Origin of the sequence: Prevotella communis (genome assembly GCF_022024115.1) — a bacterium.
Taxonomy (GTDB): Bacteria; Bacteroidota; Bacteroidia; order Bacteroidales; family Bacteroidaceae; genus Prevotella; species Prevotella communis.
Window position 1 is genome coordinate 904,347 of the sequence record NZ_CP091792.1, and the last position, 13,278, is coordinate 917,624.

9 protein-coding genes are annotated in these 13,278 nt (G+C 47.3%); 4 read left to right on the forward strand and 5 right to left on the reverse strand.

Translation table 11 applies throughout. From position 1 onward, the window contains the following. Positions 1-183: 183 nt before the first annotated feature. From L6468_RS03495 to L6468_RS03505, 3 genes are read left to right on the forward strand one after another with little or no spacing between them, the layout of a single operon-like run. Entirely contained in the window at positions 184-3,345 is a 3,162-nt protein-coding gene (locus tag L6468_RS03495) for a SusC/RagA family TonB-linked outer membrane protein (RefSeq protein ID WP_237795301.1), read from the forward strand. 23 nt (positions 3,346-3,368) lie between these two features. Continuing rightward, a complete protein-coding gene (locus L6468_RS03500) occupies positions 3,369-4,916 on the forward strand; it encodes a RagB/SusD family nutrient uptake outer membrane protein (protein ID WP_237795302.1) in 1,548 nt (515 codons plus the stop codon). A 27-nt stretch (positions 4,917-4,943) separates the two neighbouring features. Beyond that, on the forward strand, positions 4,944-5,732 hold the full coding sequence (locus L6468_RS03505) for a Gmad2 immunoglobulin-like domain-containing protein (protein ID WP_237795305.1): 789 nt from the start codon (positions 4,944-4,946) through the stop codon (positions 5,730-5,732). 67 nt (positions 5,733-5,799) lie between these two features. Here L6468_RS03505 and L6468_RS03510 read toward each other — a convergent pair whose 3' ends face one another. The 5 genes from L6468_RS03510 to L6468_RS03530 all read right to left on the reverse strand — a co-directional run bounded on the left by L6468_RS03510 (position 5,800) and on the right by L6468_RS03530 (position 10,145). Continuing rightward, the gene (locus L6468_RS03510; RefSeq protein ID WP_237795307.1) at positions 5,800-6,891 is read right to left on the reverse strand and encodes an asparaginase; all 1,092 of its coding nucleotides are present in this window, start codon (positions 6,889-6,891) and stop codon (positions 5,800-5,802) included. After that, positions 6,888-7,250 carry a four helix bundle protein gene (locus tag L6468_RS03515; protein WP_091814901.1) on the reverse strand — a complete coding sequence of 121 codons (363 nt, stop codon included), beginning with the start codon at positions 7,248-7,250 and terminating at the stop codon, positions 6,888-6,890. Before L6468_RS03515 ends, L6468_RS03510 begins: the two co-directional genes overlap by 4 nt. A gap of 31 nt (positions 7,251-7,281) precedes the next feature. Beyond that, complete coding sequence (locus L6468_RS03520) at positions 7,282-8,313, reverse strand: porin (protein WP_237795308.1); 1,032 nt, start codon at positions 8,311-8,313, stop codon at positions 7,282-7,284. Between the two features lie 20 nt (positions 8,314-8,333). Further along, complete coding sequence (gene rlmD, locus L6468_RS03525) at positions 8,334-9,767, reverse strand: 23S rRNA (uracil(1939)-C(5))-methyltransferase RlmD (RefSeq protein WP_237795318.1); 1,434 nt, start codon at positions 9,765-9,767, stop codon at positions 8,334-8,336. 72 nt (positions 9,768-9,839) lie between these two features. Further along, positions 9,840-10,145 carry a Dabb family protein gene (locus L6468_RS03530; RefSeq protein WP_091814892.1) on the reverse strand — a complete coding sequence of 102 codons (306 nt, stop codon included), beginning with the start codon at positions 10,143-10,145 and terminating at the stop codon, positions 9,840-9,842. A gap of 179 nt (positions 10,146-10,324) precedes the next feature. Here L6468_RS03530 and ppdK point away from each other — a divergent pair, with 179 nt between their 5' ends. Continuing rightward, positions 10,325-13,045: a pyruvate, phosphate dikinase gene (gene ppdK / locus L6468_RS03535; RefSeq protein ID WP_237795323.1), complete on the forward strand. Its 2,721-nt coding sequence runs from the start codon at positions 10,325-10,327 to the stop codon at positions 13,043-13,045. The last annotated feature ends 233 nt before the right edge of the window (positions 13,046-13,278 follow it).

Below are 13,278 nucleotides of genomic sequence, written 5' to 3' on the forward strand. Positions count from 1 at the left end.
AATAAATTGACAGAATTTGTACGTTTTTGAAACTTTTTTGGCATTTTATTTGTATATTTAATAATTCTTACGTATTTTTGCACGCTGATAGGAAAAATTAGTGAAAAGAAAGCGATGTACGCGCGAACAATATTGATAATATAATAATACTTTAACAATTAACTTAAAAAACGAGAGAGATTTATGGAAAAAAGACTAATGACAATGTTAGTGGGCTTATTCCTTCTGGTAGGAGGAGTATTGGCTCAGACAAAAGTCAGTGGTACCGTTGTGTCTCAAGATGACGGACAACCCGTAGTGGGTGCAACGGTCCTGGTTGTAGGAACCAGCACAGGTGCTGTGACAAATGCCAATGGTCAGTTCTCAGTGACTGTACCTGCAGGCAAGAAAACCTTGCGCGTATCATACATTGGTATGGTTACGCAGGATGTGACTGCTCGTCCCAACATGCGTATTAGCTTGGTCTCTAACAACAAGGCTCTGGATGAAGTCATCGTTGTGGCTTATGGCACACAGAAGAAGTCTTCATTCACGGGTTCTGCCCAGAGCATCAGTGCAGAGGACGTAGAACTTCGCCCTGTAACGAGTGTAACAAAGGCATTGGAAGGAAACGTGACTGGTGTTCAGATGACTTCTGGTTCTGGTCAGCCTGGTTCTTCGCCTAGTATCCGCGTACGTGGTTTCGGTTCTATCAATGCTTCAAGCGCACCTCTTTATGTGGTTGATGGTATTCCTTACGATGGTAGTCTGGCATCACTGAACCCTTCAGATATTGAGTCTATGACCGTGCTGAAGGATGCTTCTTCTGGCGCTCTGTATGGTGCTCGTGGTGCCAATGGTGTAGTGATGATTACTACCAAGAGAGGTCAGGAGGGTAAAACTAACGTGACTTGGCGTTCTAACGTAGGTTGGTCAAACCGTGCTAATAAGCGTTACCAGAATGTCAGCCAGACTGAGTTTACTCAGTTGGTTTACGAGGCTCTGCGTAATGCTGAGTGGGATGGCGGCGCATCTTGGACTGATGCAGAGGCTATTGCACGCGCCAGTCTCGGCAGCGAACTCGGTGGCGAGAGCTACAACCCCTTCAAGAACTATACTTGGGATCAGATTATCGACCCCGCTACAGGTCAGGTTCGCACAGACGCAAAGTCTGCATGGAATGAGGATTGGCTTGATGCCGTAACACGCGACAACGCTCTGCGTCATGAGCATCAGCTCTCTCTGAGTGGTGGTAACGAGAAGACTAAGTATGCTATGTCACTGGGTTACCTGAACGAGGATGGTATCTTGAAAACCACTTCTTTCCAGCGTTATAACGCCCGCGTGAATGTGGATACAAAGGTGAACGACTGGTTCCGTGCTAATGTTGGTTTGAACGTGGCTCACTCTATTTCAAACTTCAGCGACTATGATGGTACTTCATATTCAAACGTATGGTACACAGCTCAGTTTGTCAATCCCTTGTTCCCTGTATACCTGAAAGATGCAGAGGGTAAGTCTGTCTATAGAAATGGTCAGATTGAGTACGATTGGGGTGAGGCTCTTGCTAATGGCGACCAGCGTCCAGGTTCAATGAGCGACCATAGCTCACTGGGTATGCTGATGCTCGACAAGGCTGACATCCGTCGTGACGTAGCAGGTATGCGTTCTGGTTTGGTATTCGGTAGCGACGACGATAAGATGGGTTGGGCAAAAGGCCTGAAGCTGGCTATCAACTTCGGTTTCGACTATGACAACAATAACCGTATGCGTTATATGAATATGGAGCATGGTAACCAGGCTGCTTCTGGTGGTTTGCTCACCAAGTACAGCATGCGTACTCAGAGCTACACTTTCAACCAGCTGCTGACTTGGAGCCGTTCTTTTGACAAGCACTCTTTCGATGTTCTTGCAGGTCACGAGTTCTATGCTTATAACTACAAATTCATGGATGCAGAGCGTTCTGGTTTGATGAGCGGACTGCTGGAGCTTCGTCCAGGTGCCACTCTGAAGGATGCTGACAGCTATTCTTTGGATTATCGCATCAACTCTTGGCTGGGTCGTTTCAACTATAACTACGACGATAAGTATTATTTCTCTGCTTCTCTGCGTTCTGATGCTTCTTCACGCTTTAAGAGCGGTAACCGCACTGGTACTTTCTGGTCTCTGGGTGGTAACTGGCGTATCTCAAGCGAGGAGTTCATGAAGGATGTGAAATGGGTGGACAACCTGTCACTCAAACTGAGCTATGGTGAGCAGGGTAACGATGACATCCTCGATGCCGATGGTAATTCTAACTATTATGTATGGCAGGGTCTGTCAAGTGTGGCCTATCCTAATGCCAACACTGTGGGTGCTGTGCTCTCTACACTGCAGAACAACGAGGTGTCTTGGGAGAAGAACTCAAACCTAAACATTGGCTTGGAGGGTACTCTTCTGGATCGTCGTATCCGCTTCAGTGCAGAATACTATGTTCGTAAGACAACTGATATGTTGCTCGACTACCCAATGGCTGTTTCAACTGGTTTCTCTGGTTACTCTGCTAACGTGGGTAACATGAAGAACTCTGGTTTTGAGTTCGAGCTGTCTGGTACTCCCGTTCGCTTCCAGGACTTCGAATGGAATGTTTCTTGGATGGGTTCTACTATCAAGAACGAGGTTACCAAGCTGACTGCTGAGTCACCTGAGATTCTTTCTGGTAGCTATATCATCAAGGAAGGTCTGCCTCTGAATACATTCTATCTGCGTAAGAGTGCAGGTGTGGATCCTGCTACTGGTAAGCAGCTCTACTGGGTTTACGACACTGATGCTGATGGCAACCGTGTGAACGAGCGTATCAGTGATAGCTATTCAGAAGCATCTTCTTGCCGTTATGAGATGGGTTCTCGTATTCCAGATTTGTATGGTAGCATTGGTACTGATGTCAGCTATAAAGGCTTCAACCTGTCAATCCTGACAACTTACTCAATTGGTGGTAAAGTGCTGGACAACATGTATTACAACTCAATGAACCTGAGCTATCTCAGTTCTACTTGGAATAAGAATGTGCTGCGTCGCTGGCAGAAGCCAGGTGATATTACCGACGTTCCTCGTGTAGGAATTAAAGAGAATGTTCACGTGACCGATCGTTATCTGATCAACGCTTCTTACTTCGCCATTAAGAACATTACTCTGAGCTATACTCTTCCAAAGTCTTTGGTTAGCAAGGCTAGCCTGGGTGGTGTGAAGGTTTATGGTTCTTTCGATAATGTGGCTCTGTTCAGTCATCTTGACGGTATGGATCCTCAGTATAATTTCAGTGGTGGCACTACTTATTCTTACTCACCGAATAAGACGCTGACCATGGGTATTGAAGTTAATTTCTAATACAAAAAAGAAAGGAATAAAATATGAAAGCAATATATAAATATACACTGATGGGCTTGCTTGGTGCAACCATGTTGACTGCTTGCTCAGATGATCAGTTGGACACCACGCCTTCTACCTCTGTTGCAACAGAGAAGATGACAGGCTCTGCAGGTAGTGCTATTGCAGCTATTGATGGTATCTACCGTACAATGTACACCACTGGTTATACAACAGGATGGGAGCATGAGGAATTTGGACTCTCTGCTATCAACCTGGCTGCCGACCTGATGGGTGAAGACCACATTCAGGCAAAGTCTGGTAGTGGTTGGTTCTACTATGACTATCTCTATGATGTGAAGGGTGACTATACTCATACACAGGGTCGTCCTTATGGTGTGTGGAATTTCTTCTATACGCTGATTGCCAATGCCAACTATGTGACAACGGCTGAAAAGACAATGACTGGCGACCCTTCAGACGTGAATTATGTTGTTGGTCAGGCTTACGCTATCCGTGCCTTCAGCTATTTCATGCTGGCTCAGTGGTATTCACGTACTCTGGTAGGTCATGAGACGGAACCTTGTGTACCTATCTACACGGAGCCCACTACAAAGGATACGCAGGGTAAGGCTCGTGAGACTGTTGCTAAGGTATATGAGCAGATTGACAGCGACATCAAGAAGGCTGAGGAACTGCTCTCTGCTACGGAACACGATCGCAATAGCAAGTCACACATCAATTTGGCTGTAGCTTACGGTCTGCACGCACGTATCGCACAGGTAGAGGAGAAATGGGATGATGTTCTGACTTATTCTACCAAGGCTATTGCCGAGGCTAAGAAGGAGAAGATTAATATCATAGAAGTTGGCCAGTTTGCCGGACTTAACAAAGTGTCTGCATCTAACGTGATGTGGGGTATGAACATCATTGCTGACCAGACCACAGGTTATGCAGGCTTCTTCACTCATATGGATGCTGATCAGGGAAAATATGGTGCGTCTGCCCGTCAGCAGATAACCAGGGGCCTTTACAACAAGATGGGTGCTAACGATGCCCGTCGTGCTTGGTGGAACCCTGAGGATCCTGCAAATGGTGACAATGGTTACCAGCAGGAGAAGTTCAAGTTCGTGAACTATGCTACATGGGAAGGTGACTATATCTTCATGCGTGTTGAGGAAATGTATCTGGCAAAGGCTGAGGCCGAGTGTATGCTGGGTAATGATGTTGATGCTCAGAATACATTGAAGGCCTTGATGGCTTATCGTGATCCTGATTATACTTGCGCAAAGACTGGTACAGCAATGTCTGCAACAACCGATTTGGCAAGTGGCTCACTGCGTGAGGAAATCATCAAACAGCGTCGTATTGAGTTGTGGGGTGAGTTCGGTCGTATCTATGATATCCGCCGTTTGCATCAGGGCTTCGTACGTAGCACAGCCGATGGTCATCCTTCAGCTGCAGCATCAGCTAAGTTGAATGCTGCCACAAGTAATCCTGAGAGCTACAAGTGGGTGATGGTTATTCCTCAGGCTGAGTTCGATGGCAATGCAAATATGGATGATAGTAAGGATCAGAATCCATTTGATTAATAATAATGTAAAATAATGAGATTTATTATGAAGAAATATATATTAGGCTTGGCCTTATTCGCAGGTATGATGCTTACTGCTTGTGATACGGATAACGTGGGCACTACTTATACCACGTCGGCTCAAAACATCTCATTTGAGAATGCAGAGCCAAATACTGTTGTAACAAAAGCGTCTTCAGTTACTGTACCTGTTGCTATAACTCGTTCTAATACGGCATCTGAATATACGGTACATTATACTTTCTCTACAGAAGATGGTACTGTACTGACAGATAAGAATGGTGGTACTGCAACCTTTGCAGCTGGTGAGTGGTCAACAACTGTCTCTATTGACGCTGCTGGTATGGAGCCTGGTACAACCTATACTTGTAAACTGACACTTAGCGATGAAGACGTTGCTACCGCTGATACGATTGTTGGAGGTTCAATTAATGCTACAACAACTGTCACTGTGATGTGTGACTACGATTGGGAAGAGCTTGGTACGGGTGTTTACACGTCAGAACTCTTTGAGGACAGCTGGGAACAGCCTGTTTTACGTGCAAAAGGAACAAATGTATACAAACTTCCTGATTGTCTTTACAAAGGCTATGACATCCAGTTTGAACTGAGTGATGATGGTAACAGTCTTGTTGCTTTTGAGCCTCAGAAGATGGGTTATAAGCATAGTAGCTATGGCATGGTCTATTTCTATTCTGAGGAAATGGCTCGTGTAGGTAATGTATTGAATTTCAGTATGTATGGACTGGTAGTATATAATGGAAAATTAGCAACCTTGTGGAGTGGATTTACCGAGTCTATTCAGCTTCCATAAGTATGTTAATAAGATGAATATAAAAAAGAGTGTCACAATAGGGTGACACTCTTTTTTTTATGATAAATTACACCGTTATCTCTCCACAGATACTCTGTTTCATAAATTTCCGCACCTGCTCTGGATCATCATATTTTCCTTGCAGATACATCAGTTTGGTGACTGCTGCCTCTACGGTGCCGTCGTAGCCGCTGATGACGCCGGCTTCCTGAAGTTGGTAGCCAGTGTCGTAGCGTCCCATCTCCACACAGCCTTGCAGACACTGACTGATATTGATGATGACCTTGCCTCTGCGGGTGCCTTCACGCAGGGCGCTGATCAGCCAGGGGTTCTGGGGCGCATTGCCAGAGCCGAAGGTACGCATCACTATGGCGCGCAGATTGGGTGTGGCAATGATATGACGAATCAAATCCTCACGGATGCCTGGGAACAGTGAGAAGATAATCACGTTGTTGTCGAGGCGGAACTGTGGGGTGAGGGATGGGTTCTGAAGACGGATGGCTGATGGACGATGGATGTACTCGTCGTGATAGGTGATCTCTACACCTGCATCCGCCAGATGGGGATAGTTGAATGACTCGAAGGCATCGAACTCATCAGCACTCTGTTTGGTGGTGCGATTGCCGCGCATCAGGTGACCATTGAAATAGATGCCTACTTCGGGCACCATCGCCGTGCCGTCCTGACGACGGGCGGCAGCAATCTCGATGCTGGTGATGAGGTTCTCCTTGCCATCGGTACGCAACTGGCCGATAGGCAGCTGTGAACCAGTGAGTATAACGGGCTTGGTGAGGTTCTCGAGCATGAACGACAGGGCAGAGGCTGTGTAGGCCATTGTGTCTGTGCCGTGCAAAATCACAAAACCGTCGTACTCCTCGTAATGATCGGCAATGATATGTGCCAACTCTGTCCAGAGCTTTGGCGACATGTCGCTGGAGTCGATGGGCGGGTTGAACTGATGGGTGGCTATCTCGGTCTGAAACTGAGTCAGCTCTGGCACCCTACTAAGCAGGTGCTCGAAGTCAAATGGCTCCAGAGCACCTGTCTGTGGGTTGTGGTTCATACCGATGGTACCACCGGTGTAAATCAATAGTATCTTTGAGATTTGAGGTTTGAGGTTTGAGATTTGAGGTTTGAGGTTTGAGATTTGAGGTTTCATTCTTTTATGTTTTTTGTCGTTTTAACAATTTTGATGAGTACTGCATATATTCGATTCCAATCGGCATACAATGATTCGAATTGAGAATCATCGATGTATTTTGATTTGTGGATTAGGTCTAACCAGAACCCTGTTTCTCCAGCCTCTTTTAAGGCGATACTCATTTTGTTGCAAAAATCAGCTCTACTTTGGGCATTTTTTCCTTCGAACGAGTTGGCTCCGATACTAGTTCCTGATCTGAGAATCTGCTTTGACATGACATATTCATGTTTCTCATCTGTAAGATACTTATACAGGTTGACAATCCTTATGGCAAAGTCGCTTGCAATATCATAGATATTATTCTCAATAGTCTTCATCTACTAAACCTCAAACCTCAAATCTTAAACCTCAAAACCTAAAGTCAAGCTCCACGTCAACCATGTTGTAGTTGTGCTTGTCGGCGTTGGCGATGGTGCGGTCGTTCACACGGGCATACTCCAGGTTGATCTGCAAGTTCTTGGTGAACATGTAGTCAGCACCAACCTCATACATGGTCTTTGACTGTCCCCATTCCTTGGCCTCGCGGTAGAGGTCGTAGCGAGCCTTTACGTGCATCTTGTTCTTCTGGATAGGAGCAATGCAAAGGGCATAGATACCATCGGCCTTGTCGCTGGTGTGGGCTGCATTCCAACCCTGGCTGTGGATATACTCCGTGCGGAAGGTCCAGTCGTTCTGGGCATATTCGCCTGAGAGGGCGTAGCGATTCTTCTCGCCAACACCGGCACGACTACCAGTCCATCCGAAAGCACCAATGCGCATACCCTTAACGGGCATTACCCACATTCCACCGATGATGTCCTTGCGGTTGTCCTTATCCTTCTGGTTGATGCCCTCACCATTGAAAGCACCTACCTGATAGTGCAGCAGGTTGCGACCTTCGGCATTCTTGAGGAAGTCACCCTGAATCTGAACACCGATGTCACGACCATTTGAAGCGTTGCCGCCACAGCGGTCAGAGAAACCAGCCAACTTGCTGACGTTTTGAGAGTAGCTCATGAAGCCCTGTGTGATAGGGTGCATGGGGTTCTCGAATGTGAAGGGACGCTTGAACTGACCTGCCTTCACCTTGAAGAACTCGTACTTCTGCCACTCACCAAAGAGGTCAACCAGACGAATGTCGGTTGAAGACTTGTCAGGATCGTAGGTGTTACCATTGATCTGCATCTGTACCTTCCAATAAAAATCCTCGTGGGCACGGCCTTCTAATGCCATACGAACCAAGCGCAAGTTGAAACCATTGTTCTCTTTAGCATCCTGGTCACTGGCTTGATACTGCACCATGCCGTAACCACTGAACTTCACATTCTTAAACCATTCGCTCTGAGCCTGTGCGCCCAGTGTTGCGCCCATCATCAGGGCTGCTAATAATACTTTCTTCATATTGTTTGCTTTTTGTTTTTTTATCTTTTCTTCAATAAGACTACATTCTCCACATGTGGGGTGTGAGGAAACATATCTACGGGTTGCACCTCTATCACCTTGTACTGCTCGTCCAAATCCTGCAGGTCGCGAGCTTGTGTGGCAGGGTTGCACGATACATATACAATGCGGTCGGGGGCTGCGCGCAGAATAGTCTTCACAACGTCTGGATGCATACCGGCACGTGGGGGGTCGGTGATGATGACATCTGGACGTCCGTGCTCTGCGATAAAATCGTCGGTGAGGATATCCTTCATATCGCCAGCATAGAACAGGGTGTTGCTGATGCCATTTATCTCGGAGTTGATTTTTGCATCCTCGATAGCCTCTGGCACATACTCGATACCAATCACCTGCTTGGCTTTCTTGGCAACGAAGTTGGCAATGGTTCCTGTGCCGGTGTAGAGGTCGTAGACCATCTCGTTGCCTGTCAATCCTGCGAACTCACGTGCTACACTGTAAAGGTGGTAGGCCTGCTCGGTGTTGGTCTGATAGAATGACTTTGGACCTACTTTGAACTTCAGGTCTTCCATGAGCTCAAAGATATGGTCTGTACCCTTGAACACGAGGATGTCCTGATCGCCAATGGTGTCATTGCACTTTTGGTTGTCGAGGTAGAGTAAGGACGTGATCTGTGGGAAGGTGTCGGCTACGTGTTGCAACAGGTCGAGTGCTTCTTTTTCGCCGCCCGTCTCATCATAGTGGAACTGGATAATCACCATCAACTCACCACTGGCGCTATTGCGGATAATGATGTCACGCAACAGACCAACCTGAGCGCGCAGGTCGAAGAACGATATGCCGTGCTCCATGGCGTAGTCGCGGATGTCATTGCGAATCTGATTATGCAGGTCGTCCATCAGCCAGCACTTCTCGATAGGCAGTATCTTATCGAAAGCACCTGTGATATGGAAACCGATGGCGGGCACATCCTTCAGGCTCTGACTCTCATCCTTAGGCAGTGCCGTAATTTCCTCTTTCGTCAGGTAACGTTTGTTGGCACAACCGAAGTCCAGCTTGTTACGATACTCCTGAGTCTTTACAGACCCGAGAATAGTGCGGAACTCGGGCAGTTCTACTTTGCCGATACGGTGTAGCTGGTCAAATACTTGCTGCTGCTTGAACTTCAACTGTTCTTCATAGGGCAGGTTCTGCCATTTGCATCCACCGCATACACCGAAGTGCTTGCAAAAAGGAACGGCGCGCACCTTGCTGTATTCTACAAAGCGCACCACCTCGCCCTCGGCAAAAGAGTGCTTCTTGCGGCGAATCTGGATGTCGCAAACGTCACCAGGCACGCAGAATGGTACGAAGACCACCAGGTCGTTCCAGTGGAACAGGCATTTACCTTCGGCAGCAACAGCCTCAATGGTAACGCCTTCTAACAGGGGTAATGGTTTCTTGCTTCTCGCCATTATCAATTGTCAATTCTTTTAGTCGGCGTTCCGCCTTTGTAAAAGCGGCAAAGCCGAGCGTTCAATTATCAATTAGATTTCAAAGTCCAGACAAGCACGCTGGACGGTGTAAGGACGTACCTTGCCGTTGGCTACTGCTACATGCTCAGGATGCTGGGCATAGCCTTTCAGTGCCTCTTCTGACTCAAGTGTGGAGTCGAGCATTACGTCGGCATTTGATGATGCCAGGCGTCCGCTGATATTTACTTTCACGTCAATCAAACCGGGAACCTTGCCTACGAGGCCTTCAAGTCCGGCTTTGATGCCTTCTTTTACTGTCTGTTTCTCCTCTTCTGACAATTCTGGGTTTAGTGTCCAAAGAATAATGTGTTTTACCATATTATATATAAATAAAAATGAAATCGATGCAAAGGTACAAAAAATAATCGATTCGCACTGCATAATTATTTTTTTTTGTATTTTTTGCCCGTTTTCTTTGGTAATGTGCAAAAATTCTACTAACTTTGCACAATTCGAAATACAATAACTTTATATAATAATCTTAAATATCCAAATTAATGAGTCAAAAGAGAGTTTACCTCTTCGGCAACGGTAAGGCCGAAGGTAATGCAAAGATGCGTGAGGAACTCGGCGGTAAGGGCGCTAACCTTGCTGAGATGAACCACATCGGTGTTCCTGTTCCTCCTGGTTTTACAATTACTACTGACTGCTGTAATGAATATTATCAAGTTGGACAGCAGAAGATTATGGAGTTGCTGAACGATGACGTAATGGCAGCTGTAAAACATATTGAGAACTTGATGAATTGCAAGTTCGGTGATGCTAAGAATCCTCTGTTGGTTTCTGTACGCTCTGGTGCCCGTGCTTCAATGCCTGGTATGATGGATACTATCCTGAACCTGGGTCTGAACGACGAGGTGGCTGAGGGTATGGCCGCTAAGACAAATAATCCTCACTTCGTATACGACTCTTATCGTCGTTTCGTACAGATGTACGGTGACGTGGTGCTGGAGATGAAGCCCGTTAACAAGACAGATATCGACCCATTCGAGGAAATCATTGAGAAGGTGAAGAAGGAGAGCGGTGTTGTTCTGGACAAGGATCTCTCTGTTGAGGACCTGAAGAAGTTGGTTAAGCTGTTCAAGGCTGCCATCAAGGAGCGCACTGGTAAGGACTTCCCCAACGATCCTATCGAGCAGTTGTGGGGTGCTATCTGCGCTGTGTTCCGCTCTTGGATGAACGAGCGTGCTATTCTCTATCGTAAGATGGAAGGAATCCCCGACGAGTGGGGTACAGCCGTATCAGTAATGGCTATGGTATTCGGTAATATGGGTGATACCTCTGCTACTGGTGTATGCTTCAGCCGTGACGCTGCTAACGGTGAGAACCTGTTCAACGGTGAGTATCTGGTGAACGCACAGGGTGAGGACGTTGTGGCTGGTATCCGTACTCCACAGCAGATCACAAAGATTGGTTCTCAGCGTTGGGCTGAGCGCGCTGGTATCTCTGAGGAGGAGCGCGTAGCCAAGTATCCTTCAATGGAGGAGGCAATGCCTGAGATCTATGCTGAACTGAATGGTATCCAGGATAAACTGGAGCATCACTATCACGATATGCAGGATATGGAGTTCACCGTACAGGAGGGCAAGCTCTGGTTCCTCCAGACACGTAACGGTAAGCGTACAGGTGCTGCTATGGTGAAGATTGCTATCGACTTGCTCCACGAGGGTATGATCGACGAGAAGACTGCCATCCTGCGCTGCGAGCCTCAGAAGCTCGATGAGCTGTTGCACCCCGTATTCGATAAGAAGGCTTTGGCTTCGGCTAAGGTTATCGCTCAGGGTCTGCCTGCTTCTCCTGGTGCTGCCTGCGGTCAGATTGTATTCCACGCTGACGACGCTGAGACCTGGCACAACGATGGTCATAAGGTCATCCTCGTTCGTATCGAGACATCTCCTGAGGACCTCGCTGGTATGGCTTCTGCAGAGGGTATCCTGACTGCACGTGGTGGTATGACCTCTCACGCTGCTGTGGTTGCCCGTGGTATGGGTAAGTGCTGCGTATCTGGTGTAGGTGCCCTGAATGTAAGCTATAAGGACAAGACTGTCGAGATCGACGGTGTAGTATATAAGGAGGGTGACTTCATCTCTCTGAACGGTACAACTGGTCAGGTTTATGCTGGCGAGGTTACTACCAAGGCTGCTGAGTTGTCTGGTGACTTCAAGGAGCTGATGGACCTCTGCGACAAATACACCAAGCTGCAGGTTCGTACCAATGCTGATACTCCTCGTGACGCTCAACTCGCTCGTGAGTTCGGTGCTAAGGGTATCGGTCTTACACGTACTGAGCACATGTTCTTCGAGGACAAGAAGATTGTTGCTATGCGTGAGATGATTCTGGCCGACAGCGTTGCCGGACGTGAGAAAGCTCTGGCTAAGCTGCTGCCTTACCAGAAGGCTGACTTCAAGGGTATCCTTGAGGCTATGGACGGTCTGCCCGTGAACATCCGTCTGCTTGATCCCCCTCTCCACGAGTTCGTTCCCCACGATCTGGCTGGTCAGGAGACTATGGCTAAGGAAATGGGTGTTAGCGTAGAGGATATCAAGCGTCGTGTTGACTCACTGGCTGAGAACAACCCAATGCTGGGTCACCGTGGTTGCCGTCTGGGTATCACCTTCCCTGAGATCACTGCTATGCAGACAAAGGCTATCCTGGGTGCTGCTTGTGAGCTGAAGAAGGAGGGTAAGAATCCTATGCCTGAGATCATGGTTCCTCTGATTGGTACTATCAACGAGCTCAAGCAGCAGAAGGAAGTTATCCAGAGCGCTGCTAAGGAGGTATTCGCTGCTGAGGGTGTTGAGGTTGAGTTCGAGATCGGTACAATGATCGAGATTCCTCGTGCTGCCCTGACAGCTGATCTGATTGCTTCAGAGGCTCAGTACTTCTCATTCGGTACTAACGACTTGACACAGATGACCTTCGGTTACAGCCGCGACGATATCGCTTCGTTCCTGCCTGTATACCTCGATAAGAAGATCCTGAAGGTTGACCCATTCCAGGTTCTCGACCAGGAGGGTGTTGGCCGTCTCATCAAGTTCGCTGTTAAGGAAGGTCGCGAGGTTCGTCCTGAGCTTCGTTGCGGTATCTGTGGTGAGCATGGTGGTGAGCCCAGCTCTGTGAAGTTCTGCGCTAAGATTGGCATGAACTATGCATCTTGCTCTCCATTCCGTGTGCCCATCGCACGCCTCGCCGCCGCCCAGGCCGCCGTCGAGGACTAAAAAATTTACAAAATATCAATAATCTAAAAATGCAAGTGCTTTATTATCAAGCACTTGCATTTTTGCTTCTCTTGAGAAAACGTGTTTTTCTGGTCAACACTTTTTAAATATGTAAACCACTGATAAATAAGTAGTTGAAAAATTGTAAAATGCTCTTCTGTGTGCCAATAGGAAGTTCTGCATCAAATTTGTTTACCAAAAATTTAGCCTGTTTACCAAAAATCTGAGTACAT